Raw genomic sequence first — 14716 nt, 5'->3', positions numbered from 1 at the left:
GAAACAAGAATTAAATGAATGGAACTGCATGTAAAATGGTTCATTCACGTTTTTTGTTTTAGAAAGGGAGGATAAGTATGAAAAAATTAGCTTGTTTACATGCTCATCATTCAAATATTGAATACATTGACCGAGCGTTGCAATTTTTTGAAATAGAAATACTCCATTTTGTAGATCCAATCTTATCACACAGACTAAAAATAGAACGAGAACAAGCACGAAATAATTTAAAAGATATTATAAAGTATATAGCTGAAAGTGATGTTGATACACTTTTAATAACTTGTACAGATTATATCACGTTATTAGATGAGAATTTCAAAATAGACATACCTATATTGAAAATTGATGAGCCATTCTTTGAAATGATTTGTCAGGTTGAAGAGCCACAGACAATACTATTTACAAATAACCGTACTGTTTCAGGAACGATGGAACGTTTAAGACTATACGCTCAGCAGAATAATAAATCCATACAAGTAAAAGTAGAAGTGATAGAAGGGATATTTGAGTTAATTATGCAAGGGCGTAAAGAAGAGCATGATGTTAAATTAGAAAAATATTTATATGAAATTATGAAAGATAGAAACGAAATGCTTTCAGTTGCACAATTATCTATGGTAGACGCTACTACAAGGGCAGAAAATATAATAGGAAGGAACATAATAAATCCGTTGAATGCGCTTGTGGAGTATGGTATACAGAGTGTGAATGAACAACCGTGTGAAAAATAAATATAGGAAAACCAAAAAATAATGTAGAATATATCGTACATACATATATGAAGTGAACATAAAACATAAAAGAGGTGGGCATATGTTACTTGAAGAAGTAATGCAGCAACTAGAAGAGTATGGGACAGAACAAACTCGTAAGACGTATAAAAACCACGGAGCGAAAGAGCCGTTATTTGGAGTTAGTTTTGCAAATTTAAAATTGTTAAAAAAGAAGATAAAAAAAGATCATGATTTAGCAATTTCATTATGGGAAACAAAAAATATGGATGCAATGACTTTAGCAACGATGATTTTAGATCCGAAGAAACTAACGTCAGAACAACTAAATAGATGGGTTCAGGATGTTGATTACTATTGTTTAATGGACGTTCTTATGACAGCTATATGTACGTCACCAATCGCGATAGAAAGAATGGAAGAATGGACGAAGTCTGATGAAGAATGGATTGGAAGAGCTGGTTGGTCATTATTAGCGAATATAGCGATTAAAAATAAAACGTTACATGATGAATTCTTCACTCCGTATCTCGAAGAAATTAAAGCAAATATACATAATGAAAAAAATAGAAAAAAAGAAGCGATGAATAGTGCTTTAATCGCGATAGGAATTCGTAATGAAGACTTAGAGCGAAAAGCGATTGAAATTGCACGTGAAATTGGGAAAGTTCAAGTTGATCACGGGGCAACGTCATGCAAAACACCAGACGCAGAACCGTATATAAAAAAAGCGAGAGAAAGAGCTGAAAAAAAGAAAGTAAAATAAGAAGGGGTAAGATTATGAAACCAATTGAAGCGGCACAAAGCATAATTACATCACAATTTTCGAATTGTGATGTTGCTTTACTAGGGGGAAGTGTGGCTAGAGGAGAGGCTACGAAAACATCTGACCTTGATATTGTAATATTCGACCAAAGTTTGTCATCTTGTTATAGAGAATCCTTCTATAGTAATGGCTGGCCTGTTGAAGTATTCGTACATAATTTTGAAACGTATAAAACCTTTTTTAAAAGTGATTGTGAGCGCGGGAGACCTTCATTACCTCAATTAGTTTCAGAAGGGATTGTGCTAAAAGGAAAAGATGAAATTGTAGAGACACTTAAAAGAGAAGCGAATGGTTTATTAAATAAAGGACCAAAAAAATGGTCAGAAGAAACGATGAAGCAGAAACGCTATTTTATTACGGATACCTTGGATGATTTCATTGGTGCAACAAAGAGAGAAGAAGAATTGTTCATCGCAAATTTATTAGCTGATTTAGTACATGAATATGTTTTAAGGGTAAATGGTCAATGGCTTGGAAATTCAAAATGGTTTATTAGAGTGTTAAGAAGGTATGACGAGCGATATGCAGAACATTTTGTAGCGGCTTTTGATCATTTTTATAAAACAGAGAAGAAAAATGAATTAATTAGTTTTATAGAAAATACGTTAGAGCAGTATGGAGGAAGAGTTTTTGAAGGGTTTTCTATCGGGAAATGAAAAGGGGATAGCAAAATGAATGTACCATTCGTTCAATTAAGAGAATTGACACAAGACGATGTAGAAGATCGATATCAATGGTCATTAGATACAGAAGTAACAAAACATTTAGTTGTACCAGATCAATATCCACCGTTCACTCGTGGCGATACGAGAAGATGGATTGAAGCATGCATAAGTCGAAAGAATGGTTATGAACAACGAGCTATCGTTACAAAGGAAGGTATACACATTGGATGGGTAGACCTAAAAAACTTTGATAATACAAATAAAAATGCTGAACTAGGGATTGCAATTGGAAATAAAGAATATTGGGGTAAAGGATATGGAATGGCGGCCCTATACAGTATGTTACAAATCGGTTTTTCTGAATTCAAATTAGAAAAAATTTGGCTACGAGTAGACGAAGATAATTTACAAGCTAGAAAGAGTTATGAAAAAGCAGGATTTGTTTGTGAAGGAATAATGAGAAATGATCGGTTACGTAAAGGGAAGTTCATTCATCGTTATCGCTATAGTATGTTAAGAGAAGAATACCAATCTTTAAATAGTAGCTTATAAAAATATTATGTTAACTTAAAGGGGCAGGATGAATATGATTCGATTACTTACGAAAGAAGATGCGGAAAAATATTGGGACTTACGTTTACAAGCTTTACAAGTAAATCCAGAGGCATTTGTAACAACTTATGAAGAGGCGATTCGCCAGGAAAATCCTATTAAGAGAGTGGAAAGTAATTTAACAGCTACTACTAGTTGTACATTTGGTGCATTTAATGAAGAAAATCATTTAGTTGGAGTTGTCACTTTACTAACAGAAGAGAGAGAGGCGTATAAACATAAAGGTCATATCGTTGCGATGTATGTAGATGCACAAAACAGGCGGAACGGATTGGCACGTGAGTTAATAACAAATGCCATTCAAAGAGCGCGAGATATAAAACTAGAGCAATTGACATTAGGTGTTGTATCTACAAACGAACCAGCAAAAAAATTGTATGAATCAATGGGATTTAAAACGTATGGAATTGAAAAAAGAGCTATAAAGGTGAATGGTGTGTATAGTGATGATGAAAATATGGTGTTGTTTCTTTAAAGGAAGGATATTATCATGAAAGATCTCCATTTAGAAAAAGATATGAACCCCAACGTGGCAATTTTGTATGCAACGGTTACTGATACATTTAAACGATTGCAAAGGTTAGTCGAAGGTATTGAAAAGAACGAACTATCCTATAAAGGGTCTGAAAATAATGAAAATAACATTGGACAGCTACTTCAGCATTTAGCAGTAGTCGATTTACACTGGGTGTATCGTTTAAAAGGAGAGGGAGTTCCGCCTGCACTTGAAAATAAATATGGACCAATGTTGAATGAAATGGGAGAATTGCCTAGTTTAAGAAAGTACAAATTACAAGAATTAATGCAAGATTATGAAGCTGTGCAACATATGTTTTATGAGGAATGTATGAAACTAACAGAAAATGATTTAACACGAGAAGTTTTTTATGAAAAGGGAGAAAATGCGACTATAAGGTGGGGAATATGGCATATAGCCGATCATAATCGGTACCATCAAGCTCATATTAGTCGATTACGAAAGTTATATAGAAGTAGACCGCATGTATGATTAAATTTTTGAATATTAATTATATTCATTTTGTTATATAGTAGAAAAAGAAACTATATAAGGGGTTTTATAATGAAAGCTATTGCAGTAGGGATATTGGCATCGTTTTTCTTTGCCTTTACCTTTGTGTTAAACCGGTCGATGGACTTAGGGGGCGGGAGTTGGATTTGGAGTGCATCACTACGGTATTACTTTATGGTTCCAATGCTACTACTTATTGTCATGTATAGAGGGAATTTAAAACAACTCTTGCAATATATGAAAAACAATCCGAAAGAGTGGTTGTTATGGAGTATTGTAGGGTTTGGTCTCTTTTATGCACCGCTTAGTTTCGCGGGTGCGTTTGGACCGGGGTGGCTTGTCGCTTCGACTTGGCAAATTACAATAGTTGCAGGGATTTTGTTAACACCATTTTTTGCGGTAGACCCATTACATAAAAAACTTCCAATGAAAGAATTAGTAATGTCAGGCATTATTTTATTCGGTGTTGTTCTTATGCAAGTAGAACACGCTTCTTCTTTAGGGATTCGTGAAACCATTTTATGTGTGGTTCCTGTACTCATTGCTGCGTTTGCATATCCACTTGGAAATAGAAAAATGATGCAAGTATGTAAGGGCGAATTAGATGTCTTCCAACGAGTTCTCGGTATGACATTAGCAAGTTTACCATTTTGGTTTTTACTATCTGGTTATGAAGTATCAACAGGCGGATTACCGTCAAGTAGTCAAGTTTTCCAATGTTTTATTGTAGCAGTTAGTTCAGGGTTAATCGCAACGGTATTATTCTTCTTTGCGACAGATCTTGTAAAAGATGATCCGCAAAAATTAGCAACAGTCGAGGCGACACAGTCTGGTGAAGTTTTATTTGCATTAGTAGGAGAGCTGATCTGGTTATCGGCTCCAATTCCGTCTTCTTTATCGTGGGTTGGAATGAGTCTTGTAATTGTCGGAATGATACTTCATAGTTATGTAGCTGTAGTTGTGAAAAAAGAAGAGAAAATAACGGCGTAATGAGATTAGCTCTTTTTCAATAAAGAGCTAATCTTTTTTCATGAGAAAGGATGGAGATAGGATGTTACAACGTGTTGAGTATTTAGAAATAGATCCCATTAAAAAAGTATTAAAGCATGCGACCGGTCCGAGTGAAGCGAGCTTATTTAAAGCAGTTTCAATGTATAAAAATGATCAGGCAGTGCTATATAAATATGGGAATAAGGGTTGCATAGGTATAGTGCTAATTCATACAAATAGAGCGAGAATGTGTCACATAGCTGTTGATGAAAAATATCGTAATCAAGGAATTGCACTTCAAATGATTAAAGAAATAATTAGGGAATATGAGTTAACATATATTGAGGCTGAGACAGATACAGAGGCAGTCGGATTTTACAAGAAATGTAACTTTAAGATTGAAAGCTTGGGAGAGAAATATCTGGGGGTAGAGAGGTTTTATTGTTATTTAGAGAATGAATAAAATAAATAGCTCATCATTTGTGATGGGCTATTTCATATTAGTATAAATTAAGATTGCTAGATTGAAAGTTTTTGATTGTGTTAACCTTTCTATATTAATTTTAAATAAATACACCATAATTTAACTGTTTCCGATATGATAAAAACGACAGAGGTATAGTAATTGAAATGATTAAGTTAAAAATTAAGAAAAATATGATAATATATGTATGTATTAGTTTAAAGCAAAATGGGGGAACAATCGTGAAAATGAATGACATAGTGGCGAATACACAATTTCCAAATACAATCGAAACAATTACAAATGATTTAAAAGCATTAGGGATAGAAAAGGGAATGACAGTTATTGTACATTCTTCATTAAGTTCAATCGGTTGGATATCAGGCGGTGCAGTTGCCGTAGTAGAAGCGTTAATGAAAGTTGTTACAGAAGAAGGAACGATAATTATGCCGACGCAATCTTCGGATTTATCCGATCCAAAACATTGGTCAAGACCACCTGTACCAGAAGAATGGTGGCAAATTATTCGGGATAACGTCCCAGCATTTGATCCACGTATAACACCAACAAGGGCAATGGGAGAAGTAGTTGAATGTTTTCGTACATATCCGAATGTATTGCGCAGTAATCATCCACTCAGTAGTTTTGCAGCATGGGGGCAACACGCAGAAGAAATTACAGCGAATCATTCACTTTCCATAAGTTTTGGTGAAGAATCGCCATTACGAAAAATATACGATTTAGATGGATACATATTATTACTTGGTGTTGGTTATGACTCTAATACGTCTATACATTTATCTGAGGTACGTACAGGTGCACGCGAGTTAATAAAGGTAGGAGCACCTATTATAGAAGAAGGTGTAAGAGTATGGAAAGAATTCGTTGAAATGGATTACGATTCTGATACGTTTGTAGAAATCGGAGTTGAATATGAGCTTAAAGGAACAGTTACGCGTGGGAAGATAGGGAATGCGACGTGCCGTTTTATGAGGCAGCGTGATGCAGTTGACTTTGGAACAGAGTGGTTTCGTGCGAAAAATCAGTAAGGGATGGTTATTATGCAGGGGAAAAAAGTATTAATTACGAGCGGCGGCTGCCTAGAAAAATGGGATCAAGTACGTGGGCATACAAATTTAGCAAAAGGTACGATTGGAAGAATTATTGCAGAAGAGCTAATGAAAAAAGGAGCAAATGTTATATATTTGCATGGCTATTTCGCTGAGAAGCCAATGGATGTAAAAAACCAATTAGAATTGCACCCATTTGAGGGGATTATTGATTTACAAGATAAGATGAAAAGTATTATTACACATGAAAAAGTAGATGCAGTTATTATGGCTGCTGCTGGCTCAGATTGGGTTGTCGAAAAGATTTGTGATCAAGATGGAAATGTTCTTAATATGAACGGAAAGATTTCAAGTGACATCGCTCCAATTATTCATTTTCAAAAAGCGCCAAAAGTATTAAAACAAATAAAGAGTTGGGATCCAGAAACGATACTCGTTGGCTTTAAACTGGAAAGTGACGTAAATGAAGCAGAACTTATTGAAAGAGCAAGCAAAAGAATGGAAGGTGCAAAAGCGAGTGTAATGATAGCGAACTCACCGCATTCTTTATATTCTCGCGGCGCTGTGCATCACGTTATTGGACAAGACGGTAATGTGAAGTTATGTAATGGGAAAGATGAAACTGCAAAAGAAATTGTCAATATGTTAGAGCATTTATGTAATCGTATCACTACTATGTAGATTTAAGCTTTTAGAAAGAGATGCAGTCGCATAGTATATAATGGAGTTAATATTAAATTAGTGGGGGAACTTAGCCCTCACTGATTATTAAATTGAATCAAATCAATGAAATAGGCCATTAGCTGCTCGTAAATGTGTAATACATGATATATGCATAATGAACATTTTGTGAGGAGTGGATTGTATGGAACATTTATTAAAGCAAGCTATTAAACTTAGAAATGAAAAGAAATATGCGCAGTCTAGAGAGATACTTATAGGATTAACAAACTTTACGAGGGATGCAGAAGTGCTATATCAATGCGCTTGGATACATGATGTAATGGGTCTTGAAACGGAGGCGGTTCCGTATTATGAACAGGCAATTGCGAACGGACTTGATGGTGAATCCCTTTGCGGTGCGTATATCGGTCTTGGCAGTACGTATCGTTGTATAGGGGAATATGATAAAGCGATTACTGTATTAGAAGCAGGGATAAAGAAGTTCCCGGAAAATGACGTGATGAAAGTGTTTTTATCATTAGCAAAATATAACGTAAACGAACATGAAGAAGCGATGAAATTACTGTTAGAGACAATTGTGAAAGTAGATGAGATAAAAGAATTTGAACGTGCTATTTCATTTTATAAAGACCATTTAAATGAGGTTTTTGAATAGAGGAGAGAAGGAATGAATCCATCAATTTCACGAAGGAAAAAAGGCATTTGGATTGGACTCGTATCTTTAATTATGTTATCAAACTATCTATTGTATGCCCTCCCAATAGTGCCAGCTGCCCCGAAAGAAGTAGTCCTCGGTTCATTATTAGATTTTATGTTTGTAATTCCAGTCATCACATATTTCTTTATTATACGGAAAAGATATTCGTTAACGTATATGTTTCCTGTAGTTATAGCTGGATATGTATTCGCAAGATTTATAATTCCTAGTGATTATTTACAAGCTTTTTCATTTGTTTCGTATGTAATAGTTGCTGGAGAAATTGTGTTCGTATGTTTTGAACTGTTTCTTATATATAAAATTATAAGAGTACTTCCTAAAATAATAAAACGATATAAAGAATATAGAAGTGAGTATTCTTCATTTTCTTATGCGATTGATGCAGCGTTTGATGCTAATATGAAGAGAAGTAAGGGAGTAAATATCATTCTTACAGAGTGTAAGTTACTCTATTATGCTTTTTTATCATGGCGTGTAAAAGTATTAGAAAGTGAATTCACATACTCATATCATAAAAAGACCGGTGCAATAGGTGTTTATATCATGATTATTCATGCAACATTAATTGAAAGTATCGGTTTTCATTATTTACTTCATCAATGGAATCCAGTAATAGCTTGGGTTTTACTCATCTTAAACATATATGCGATATTTTATTTTTTAGCTGAAATACAAGCGATGCGTAAAAATCCAATTATCGTTGTGGAAGAAAAAGTGATCATTCAAATTGGATTAGGAAAGAAAATCGTTTTACCATTTACACAAATTGATAACATTGTGTTTTATAAAGGCGAATCTTTAACGAAAGAAGAAGAGAAAGAGGTTCTTGAAGCAACTGTTATGGAATTTATAAAGGAACCTGCAACTTTTGAAATAACGTTAAAAGAGCCAATTAAAGCGCAGTTGTTATATGGATTTTCTAAAACAGTAAGTCGTGTCCATTTAAATGTTGATAATGAACGGGAATTTTATGCTGCGGTTATGGAGAAGTTGAAATAGGAGTAAAATGCTAAAGTATCACCGTGCGTTTGGTGTATATGGAGTTTGTATTGAAAAAAATAAAAAACCATATATGAATTGTGGTTAATAAAATAGTAGTAGTTCATTAACTCCTTCCATTATAGAAGGAGTTTTTATGATGCGGAATACGGTATACTTTCTTAATCAGGAGCGTAAAGGATATAATTAAAAACGGACTATATGATAAAAGGGGTAACTAAAAAATGAATTGTTTACGTACATCAAGGATTGAAATTATAGAAAGAAAAATACGTTATGATTCTACAACTGTAGATCACGTTTGTTTATTAGTAGAAGCACAACCGAAGAGAATCGTACTATTTCATGAGGTACAGTACCCTTTTACTATGACAGCAAACGAAATAAAATTAACTATTCCTAAAGGTAGTTATACAACCGCATATTATTGGGAAGATCGTCCGTATAACCTATACATATGGAGAGATGATGCTGGACATTATTTAGGGTCATATTTTAATATCATAAAAAACACACATGTAGGAAATGAGTTAGTAACATTTGAAGATTTAATCATTGATATTATGGTTCTTCCTAATGGTGAGTATTTCATATTAGATGAAGTCGAATTACCTGAGTCATTAGATCAATTTGAAAATGGTTATGTGAAAGAAGCTCTTAACGTATTTACGGATACAATTCATGTCTTCTTACCTCAAATGATTTTAGAAACGGAGACTATATTTAAACAGAAAGAGATTTTTTCTACATGAAAAATAAAAAAACTCGCAGCTTACTAGCTTGCGGGTTTTCGTCGTAAACTATTAGAAAATATGATAAAATTAAGAGGTAACTTATGGTACGGTTGGTTGTTCAATTATCACTTCTCCAAAGTAGGAGGGGGGTGATAATAAGTGAGTGAAATTGCGTTGTTATTGCAAGGTGGACTGTTTCTCATTGCATTGTTAACGTTTATTGTCGTCTTAATTGACAAGCTCAAAAAATAACAACCCACCTATGCCTATAGAATGTGGGTTGTTGTGTTTGTACGAAACAAATAGGATAAATGAACAATCCAATCTGCTAAGTTACGTGGACTAGTGTGTAGCCGCACACTAGTCTTTTTTATTTATATACAGGTTTTAATTGTTTTATGTGATTGTATTGTTCTTTTCACACTCATTATAACACAGTGTCTTTTCATGAAGAAAGGAGACCGTATGTTCCTATATGGATTAAATAGAACGTGTAGTTTCTTTAAATAGCCCATCCATATACTGTTTTAAACTTTCCACAAAAAATCCTTTTTTGTCTACATTATTTACGCCGACAATTGGTGATGGAAGATTGTATCTTTTTTCTGATAAATGAACAACAACATCAAAAATATCAAATAGGCGAATGAAGCAGAATAGACCGTCTTTATCACTAAGTAAAATAAAGTAATGGTTTTCGCTCGTTGTATTTAATGTATTCCATAAAGAGCTTTTGCTTAAGTCACGAACGATACTCTTTTCCTTTAATTCCATGAAATCGGCATTTAATAGAATGGTAGAAATATCAATCGCATCTGGATCGTCAAAGTAGCCATCAATTGTTTGTACAGCAAAAGTATAAGCCATTTTTAATACACTCATTTTATATTTACGGTTATCTAAAAGCAATTCACGTTGAATAGAACTAGCTACTTTTGTTACGCGCTCTTCTTTCCAAATTTCATTATGTAATGAAATATCGTGCTTTTTACATAGTTTCATAATTAATGCATTGGAATAAAGTATCTCATCACTTACTTCGACTACATCTGTCTCAGCGGCTGCTAGCTCCTCACCATGTTCATTCGTATAGAGAGGGGAGTCGATTTGTTTTTTCATTTGCTCAATCTTATATTGACTTAATTTATGTCTAATTAAAGGACGGTCAATATTTGTTGTCATATGTTCATGACAGGAATCACAAATTGAGTTTATGAAATAATATCCACATAATATCTCTGGAATGACATATTGTTCACTAAGTTCTTTCGTATCTTTTCTGCAAATGATGCATTGTGTCATATTTATCACCTTTACCTGCAAATTTGTCTGTAATCTCATTGTAGTGTATTTAATGGGATTTTGGAATATTGTAAAGGAAAATATTATGTGAAATCTAAGTTTAATTTGGTACAATGAAGAGAAGTGCTAGTTTAAAGGAGGACGTTTTTTTGAAATCGAAAGTGCACTTTTGGACATTAGAAGTGCTGATGGTTGTAGGAATTATATTTATTTGCACAAAAATATCGTTTCTATTTCAACCGATTGGTATCTTCATATCAACATTATTTTTCCCAATTTTAATCGCGTTATTTTTATACTTCATATTTAACCCATTGTTAGTCTTTTTGGAGAATAAAAAAGTACCTAGAGGTTTAGCGATCTTACTACTGTACCTTTTTATCATTACATTAACTGGAGTTGCTATTGGAGTAGTCGTTCCAACCATCTCACAACAGTTAATGGATTTAGTAAAAAATATGCCGACTTACATAAAAGAGGGAAAAGTATACATACAAGATCTATCCCATCATAGATTATTTGAATGGCTATCTACACAAAACTACGTTTCCATTGAGACAATTGAGAAAAATGCAATTGAATACTTAAAGGAAATACCAAACACACTTACGTCGAGTGCAACGGCTTTATTTGGTATTATCACGAACGTGGCGTTAGTTATCTTTACAGTACCGTTCATTTTATTTTATATGTTTAAAGATGGACATGCATTTCCAGGAAAAGCTGTTAGTGTATTACCAGAGTCTTACCGTGAAGAAGGACTTCGTATCATAAAGGAAACGAACGAAACATTATCTGCATATATTCAAGGTCAAGCGCTCGTTTGTATGTTTATTGGTGCCTTTACATTTACTGGTTATTTAATCATCGGTTTACCGTATGCTTTCGTTTTAGGAATTATCGCAGCATTTACAAATATAATTCCGAACTTAGGTCCATTTATCGGAGCAGCACCAGCTGTCATTATAGGTCTGTTCGTATCTCCGATGCAAGCTCTGTACGTAATTATTATAGTAACAATCGTACAACAGTTTGAAAGTAACATCATTTCACCGCGTATTATGAGTTCAAAATTAAATATCCATCCGTTGACAATTATCATCCTTATTTTAGGGGTAGGTAATTTCGCGGGAATTATCGGGATGATTTTAGCAGTACCAGCTTATGCGGTAACAAAAACAGTTGTTTCGAACTTAGTGAGATTGTTTAAGACGAAACGAAGTAAACGGAAATAGAATATGTTGAGAAAGATACACCGCTTAATAAAAAGGGGTGTATCTTTTATTTTTTAGTGTATGAAATACTTATTATTGTATATTTTTTACACATCAAATCAGGCGGTGAATTTTTGTTAAATAAACTTTATCCCGCTATTTGTGGGCAGTAAAACTCCCACCTCAAAATTCAGGTGAAGAAAAAAGAAGTTAGGTGGGAGATCAACTGCGCGTAAACGCCCGATTGGTGAGAGCTAATAATCAGTGGGGGATGAACAAAACCCCCACTGATTAAAGTTTCACTTTATAAACTATGTGGAATCCCTCTGAACTATCCAAATCATTTCTTTACACCGCGTTATTAACATCATAATCGACTCCTTTCATTTCTTATATAAGTTCAAACAATTATAGGCGAGTGTAGTACTTGCTTCTACGATCACGAATTTCATCTATAATCTTTTTATACTGTTCCTCTTGTTTTACTTCATTTGCAGATATAGTTTCTTTTTGAATCGTAATGGTTAAAAAGAAAAGGTGAAACCTCATACATGAATTCCTCCTTTCGAATAGGAATTACAGGTGACTACAATAATGACTTTGTCGCTCTTTTACGTTGTACATAGCCTGCTCAATTTGTCGATCATGAAGCATATCAGACTCAGACAGTTTATTTTTTTGAATGGTAATCGTTAAAAATAATACTCTGAATTTCATTGGATTTTTACCCCTTTATAATTTATTTAGTAAAGACGATTGTAATAAGAGGACTGGCGCTCTTTCACATCATCCATAATATTTTTAATTTGTTGTTCACGAGAAATTTCATCTCTTGAAAGTTTACGCTTTTGAATGGTAATCGTTAAAAAGAAAGCTTTGAATTTCATTAGGATATTACCCCTTTATAATTTATTTAGTAAAGACGATTGTAATAAGAGGACTGGCGCTCTTTCACATCATCCATAATGTTTTTAATTTGTTGCTCACGAGAAATTTCATCTTTTGAAAGTTTGCGTTTTTGAATGGTAATCGTTAAAAAGAAAGCCTTAAATTTCATTAGGATATTACCCCTTTATAATTTATTTAGTAAAGGCGATTGTAATAAGAGGACTGACGCTCTTTTACTTCGTCCATAATAATTTTAATTTGTTGTTCACGTAAGATTTCAGCTTTTGAAGATTTACGTTTTTGAATGGTGATAGTTAAAAAGAAAGCTTTGAATTTCATTAGGAAATTGCCCCTTTAAAAAATATTTTTAATACATTTGTGTATAATACGAACTTTTAATGTCCGTTATTTTATCCATAGTTTGTTTTAATTGTTGTTTACGAAAGATTTCAGCTTCAGATAAAGTTTTTTTCTGAAGTGCTGTCGTAAAAAAGAAAATATGAAAAGTCATAGACGAATTCCTCCTTTCGAAAAGGAATTACAGGTGATCGCAATAAAGCACTTGGCGCTCCTTAACATCATTCATAGCTTTTGTAATTTGCTCATTATGAAGAATTTCAGCTTTGGAAAGTGTATTTCTTTGAATCGTAATACTTAAAAACAATACGCTAATTGTCATCGAATGTTGCTCCTTTCTTTAAAAAATAATGTATGAGACTAAAAAATCGCACAAAAAAGCCACAGGAAGATGTCGTTCTCCTATGGCTGGGCGTGAAAAAGCCACAGGAAAGTATACGACCTCCTGTGGCGAATTTATGAATTAAAAGAAATAAAGTACGATTTTTAATTCTCCATTAGGGTGGTCGAATTCATATTTAATTGTCCGAAAAACACAGATGCAGTTAACGCTAAAGTTAAAGCATGTAATTGTAATTTCATCATTTCCTTCGACCTCCTTTTAGAATATTTTTCTTACGTTAGTAATTATATACAATTAATGGATAATTGTAAACATAAAAATTGAAAATTTTTAATTTTGATTAAAATGCGTATATTTAAAAGGTTTTTTTAAAGGATACATTGTATAGATTGGATAATAAATAGAACTTGGTGGTGTCTAATGAACTATATGAATAGAATAGCAGGTATTATGCTAACAATTTTATTAGTTGTTACTGCTTGTTCTAATGGGGAGCAAATAAAAGAAATATCACATATTGAACCTGGGGCTTTTAAAAAATATACGGGGACATACGTTGGAAATAATTCCGACGTTATTGCGATTGTTACAAACTTACCCGGTGGTGAAACAGTTCAAAGTTTAAATTTAGAAAATGAAAATATTAAAGTGGAATATGGTGCAAAAGAGAATGGAAATCTTACAGAAGAAATGATTGAGACGTATTGGTTTGATGGGAAGGATACGATGAAGAAGAATTTACTCTTTAATGCTATTTATCTTGCAGTTTTAGTACCGAATGCGAAAGGGTATGAGTTTCAGATTGAAAATCAAAGTTTTGCATTAAAAAGAGAAGAACTTTTACCCATACTGTATAAAGAATTTAATGATTTGCCAAAGGATGATCTTATATGGAATAAGGGAATCGTAATGAATTTCTTTTACGGTAATCAAGAAAAAATAGAAAAGCTAGTTAATAATAAAGATTTTCGAAAGCAATTTTTTAATGAACATCCTGTGAGGGAATCTAAGTGATATGGAGGAAGATGTGGTTATTTTACGATTGAAAATACGGACATTTTTTAAAGGGAGTCATTCAGTATCGAAT

Annotated in this window: 24 protein-coding genes; 16 read left to right on the top strand and 8 right to left on the bottom strand. The window is 33.4% G+C overall.

Annotated features, from left to right (window positions below):
• Positions 1-77 precede the first annotated feature (77 nt).
• The 14 genes from QCI77_RS14590 (at position 78) to QCI77_RS14525 (ending at position 9777) form a co-directional block, all read left to right on the top strand.
• Positions 78-734 carry a hypothetical protein gene (locus QCI77_RS14590; protein WP_353825112.1) on the top strand — a complete coding sequence of 219 codons (657 nt, stop codon included), beginning with the start codon at positions 78-80 and terminating at the stop codon, positions 732-734.
• A gap of 82 nt (positions 735-816) precedes the next feature.
• Entirely contained in the window at positions 817-1500 is a 684-nt protein-coding gene (locus QCI77_RS14585; RefSeq protein WP_159146792.1) for a DNA alkylation repair protein, read from the top strand.
• Positions 1501-1514: 14 nt separating this feature from the next.
• The gene (locus QCI77_RS14580; protein ID WP_098635681.1) at positions 1515-2216 is read left to right on the top strand and encodes a nucleotidyltransferase domain-containing protein; all 702 of its coding nucleotides are present in this window, start codon (positions 1515-1517) and stop codon (positions 2214-2216) included.
• 15 nt (positions 2217-2231) lie between these two features.
• Positions 2232-2777, top strand: coding sequence for a GNAT family N-acetyltransferase (locus tag QCI77_RS14575; protein WP_078176529.1), 546 nt, complete (start codon positions 2232-2234; stop codon positions 2775-2777).
• A 34-nt stretch (positions 2778-2811) separates the two neighbouring features.
• Complete coding sequence (locus QCI77_RS14570) at positions 2812-3312, top strand: GNAT family N-acetyltransferase (RefSeq protein ID WP_002032747.1); 501 nt, start codon at positions 2812-2814, stop codon at positions 3310-3312.
• A gap of 15 nt (positions 3313-3327) precedes the next feature.
• On the top strand, positions 3328-3846 hold the full coding sequence (locus QCI77_RS14565; RefSeq protein WP_353825111.1) for a DinB family protein: 519 nt from the start codon (positions 3328-3330) through the stop codon (positions 3844-3846).
• Positions 3847-3918: 72 nt separating this feature from the next.
• Positions 3919-4857 carry a DMT family transporter gene (locus tag QCI77_RS14560; RefSeq protein WP_002065948.1) on the top strand — a complete coding sequence of 313 codons (939 nt, stop codon included), beginning with the start codon at positions 3919-3921 and terminating at the stop codon, positions 4855-4857.
• 61 nt (positions 4858-4918) lie between these two features.
• Positions 4919-5320, top strand: coding sequence for a GNAT family N-acetyltransferase (locus QCI77_RS14555; protein WP_002168173.1), 402 nt, complete (start codon positions 4919-4921; stop codon positions 5318-5320).
• A 248-nt stretch (positions 5321-5568) separates the two neighbouring features.
• Positions 5569-6369, top strand: coding sequence for an AAC(3) family N-acetyltransferase (locus QCI77_RS14550; RefSeq protein WP_125930143.1), 801 nt, complete (start codon positions 5569-5571; stop codon positions 6367-6369).
• Between the two features lie 12 nt (positions 6370-6381).
• On the top strand, positions 6382-7071 hold the full coding sequence (locus QCI77_RS14545) for a phosphopantothenoylcysteine decarboxylase domain-containing protein (RefSeq protein WP_193653280.1): 690 nt from the start codon (positions 6382-6384) through the stop codon (positions 7069-7071).
• Positions 7072-7255: 184 nt separating this feature from the next.
• Positions 7256-7729: a tetratricopeptide repeat protein gene (locus QCI77_RS14540; RefSeq protein WP_353825110.1), complete on the top strand. Its 474-nt coding sequence runs from the start codon at positions 7256-7258 to the stop codon at positions 7727-7729.
• Positions 7730-7741: 12 nt separating this feature from the next.
• Entirely contained in the window at positions 7742-8791 is a 1050-nt protein-coding gene (locus tag QCI77_RS14535; protein ID WP_353825109.1) for a hypothetical protein, read from the top strand.
• 224 nt (positions 8792-9015) lie between these two features.
• Complete coding sequence (locus QCI77_RS14530) at positions 9016-9543, top strand: ribonuclease FAU-1 family protein (RefSeq protein ID WP_113769282.1); 528 nt, start codon at positions 9016-9018, stop codon at positions 9541-9543.
• Positions 9544-9684: 141 nt separating this feature from the next.
• On the top strand, positions 9685-9777 hold the full coding sequence (locus tag QCI77_RS14525) for a putative holin-like toxin (protein WP_001289318.1): 93 nt from the start codon (positions 9685-9687) through the stop codon (positions 9775-9777).
• A gap of 228 nt (positions 9778-10005) precedes the next feature.
• Here the strand turns inward: QCI77_RS14525 and QCI77_RS14520 are convergent, their stop codons facing one another.
• Positions 10006-10827: an HNH endonuclease gene (locus QCI77_RS14520; protein WP_000189680.1), complete on the bottom strand. Its 822-nt coding sequence runs from the start codon at positions 10825-10827 to the stop codon at positions 10006-10008.
• A 149-nt stretch (positions 10828-10976) separates the two neighbouring features.
• On the opposite strand from QCI77_RS14520, the gene QCI77_RS14515 reads away from it, so the two are divergent.
• The gene (locus tag QCI77_RS14515) at positions 10977-12062 is read left to right on the top strand and encodes an AI-2E family transporter (protein ID WP_000837889.1); all 1086 of its coding nucleotides are present in this window, start codon (positions 10977-10979) and stop codon (positions 12060-12062) included.
• Between the two features lie 387 nt (positions 12063-12449).
• On the opposite strand, the gene QCI77_RS14510 is transcribed toward QCI77_RS14515, so the two are convergent.
• From QCI77_RS14510 to QCI77_RS14480, 7 genes are read right to left on the bottom strand one after another with little or no spacing between them, the layout of a single operon-like run.
• On the bottom strand, positions 12450-12590 hold the full coding sequence (locus QCI77_RS14510) for a YrzI family small protein (protein WP_002189927.1): 141 nt from the start codon (positions 12588-12590) through the stop codon (positions 12450-12452).
• A gap of 27 nt (positions 12591-12617) precedes the next feature.
• Positions 12618-12758 (bottom strand): YrzI family small protein, encoded by a 141-nt coding sequence (locus QCI77_RS14505; RefSeq protein ID WP_000672237.1) that lies wholly within the window; start codon positions 12756-12758, stop codon positions 12618-12620.
• Positions 12759-12784: 26 nt separating this feature from the next.
• The gene (locus QCI77_RS14500; protein WP_002120145.1) at positions 12785-12928 is read right to left on the bottom strand and encodes a YrzI family small protein; all 144 of its coding nucleotides are present in this window, start codon (positions 12926-12928) and stop codon (positions 12785-12787) included.
• Between the two features lie 26 nt (positions 12929-12954).
• A complete protein-coding gene (locus QCI77_RS14495) occupies positions 12955-13098 on the bottom strand; it encodes a YrzI family small protein (RefSeq protein WP_002013394.1) in 144 nt (47 codons plus the stop codon).
• Positions 13099-13124: 26 nt separating this feature from the next.
• The gene (locus QCI77_RS14490) at positions 13125-13268 is read right to left on the bottom strand and encodes a YrzI family small protein (protein ID WP_000668987.1); all 144 of its coding nucleotides are present in this window, start codon (positions 13266-13268) and stop codon (positions 13125-13127) included.
• Positions 13269-13296: 28 nt separating this feature from the next.
• Entirely contained in the window at positions 13297-13440 is a 144-nt protein-coding gene (locus QCI77_RS14485) for a YrzI family small protein (RefSeq protein WP_000142704.1), read from the bottom strand.
• A 27-nt stretch (positions 13441-13467) separates the two neighbouring features.
• On the bottom strand, positions 13468-13608 hold the full coding sequence (locus QCI77_RS14480) for a YrzI family small protein (protein WP_000156202.1): 141 nt from the start codon (positions 13606-13608) through the stop codon (positions 13468-13470).
• A gap of 441 nt (positions 13609-14049) precedes the next feature.
• On the opposite strand from QCI77_RS14480, the gene QCI77_RS14475 reads away from it, so the two are divergent.
• Positions 14050-14643 carry a DUF4825 domain-containing protein gene (locus QCI77_RS14475; protein WP_353825108.1) on the top strand — a complete coding sequence of 198 codons (594 nt, stop codon included), beginning with the start codon at positions 14050-14052 and terminating at the stop codon, positions 14641-14643.
• Positions 14644-14716 lie beyond the last annotated feature (73 nt).

It is taken from the genome of Bacillus cereus group sp. MG9 (genome assembly GCF_040459995.1).
In the GTDB taxonomy this organism is placed as follows: Bacteria; Bacillota; Bacilli; order Bacillales; family Bacillaceae_G; genus Bacillus_A; species Bacillus_A mycoides.
This window is presented reverse-complemented; position numbering and strand designations above follow the sequence as displayed.

What these genes read in the sequence shown, in the direction of transcription:
- QCI77_RS14590 (WP_353825112.1), top strand. Translation starts at nt 78, where the DNA reads ATGAAAAAATTAGCTTGTTTACATGCTCATCATTCAAATATTGAATAC.
- QCI77_RS14585 (WP_159146792.1), top strand. Translation starts at nt 817, where the DNA reads ATGTTACTTGAAGAAGTAATGCAGCAACTAGAAGAGTATGGGACAGAA.
- QCI77_RS14580 (WP_098635681.1), top strand. Translation starts at nt 1,515, where the DNA reads ATGAAACCAATTGAAGCGGCACAAAGCATAATTACATCACAATTTTCG.
- QCI77_RS14575 (WP_078176529.1), top strand. Translation starts at nt 2,232, where the DNA reads ATGAATGTACCATTCGTTCAATTAAGAGAATTGACACAAGACGATGTA.
- QCI77_RS14570 (WP_002032747.1), top strand. Translation starts at nt 2,812, where the DNA reads ATGATTCGATTACTTACGAAAGAAGATGCGGAAAAATATTGGGACTTA.
- QCI77_RS14565 (WP_353825111.1), top strand. Translation starts at nt 3,328, where the DNA reads ATGAAAGATCTCCATTTAGAAAAAGATATGAACCCCAACGTGGCAATT.
- QCI77_RS14560 (WP_002065948.1), top strand. Translation starts at nt 3,919, where the DNA reads ATGAAAGCTATTGCAGTAGGGATATTGGCATCGTTTTTCTTTGCCTTT.
- QCI77_RS14555 (WP_002168173.1), top strand. Translation starts at nt 4,919, where the DNA reads ATGTTACAACGTGTTGAGTATTTAGAAATAGATCCCATTAAAAAAGTA.
- QCI77_RS14550 (WP_125930143.1), top strand. Translation starts at nt 5,569, where the DNA reads ATGAATGACATAGTGGCGAATACACAATTTCCAAATACAATCGAAACA.
- QCI77_RS14545 (WP_193653280.1), top strand. Translation starts at nt 6,382, where the DNA reads ATGCAGGGGAAAAAAGTATTAATTACGAGCGGCGGCTGCCTAGAAAAA.
- QCI77_RS14540 (WP_353825110.1), top strand. Translation starts at nt 7,256, where the DNA reads ATGGAACATTTATTAAAGCAAGCTATTAAACTTAGAAATGAAAAGAAA.
- QCI77_RS14535 (WP_353825109.1), top strand. Translation starts at nt 7,742, where the DNA reads ATGAATCCATCAATTTCACGAAGGAAAAAAGGCATTTGGATTGGACTC.
- QCI77_RS14530 (WP_113769282.1), top strand. Translation starts at nt 9,016, where the DNA reads ATGAATTGTTTACGTACATCAAGGATTGAAATTATAGAAAGAAAAATA.
- QCI77_RS14520 (WP_000189680.1), bottom strand. Translation starts at nt 10,827, where the DNA reads ATGACACAATGCATCATTTGCAGAAAAGATACGAAAGAACTTAGTGAA.
- QCI77_RS14510 (WP_002189927.1), bottom strand. Translation starts at nt 12,590, where the DNA reads ATGAGGTTTCACCTTTTCTTTTTAACCATTACGATTCAAAAAGAAACT.
- QCI77_RS14505 (WP_000672237.1), bottom strand. Translation starts at nt 12,758, where the DNA reads ATGAAATTCAGAGTATTATTTTTAACGATTACCATTCAAAAAAATAAA.
- QCI77_RS14500 (WP_002120145.1), bottom strand. Translation starts at nt 12,928, where the DNA reads ATGAAATTCAAAGCTTTCTTTTTAACGATTACCATTCAAAAGCGTAAA.
- QCI77_RS14495 (WP_002013394.1), bottom strand. Translation starts at nt 13,098, where the DNA reads ATGAAATTTAAGGCTTTCTTTTTAACGATTACCATTCAAAAACGCAAA.
- QCI77_RS14490 (WP_000668987.1), bottom strand. Translation starts at nt 13,268, where the DNA reads ATGAAATTCAAAGCTTTCTTTTTAACTATCACCATTCAAAAACGTAAA.
- QCI77_RS14485 (WP_000142704.1), bottom strand. Translation starts at nt 13,440, where the DNA reads ATGACTTTTCATATTTTCTTTTTTACGACAGCACTTCAGAAAAAAACT.
- QCI77_RS14480 (WP_000156202.1), bottom strand. Translation starts at nt 13,608, where the DNA reads ATGACAATTAGCGTATTGTTTTTAAGTATTACGATTCAAAGAAATACA.
- QCI77_RS14475 (WP_353825108.1), top strand. Translation starts at nt 14,050, where the DNA reads ATGAACTATATGAATAGAATAGCAGGTATTATGCTAACAATTTTATTA.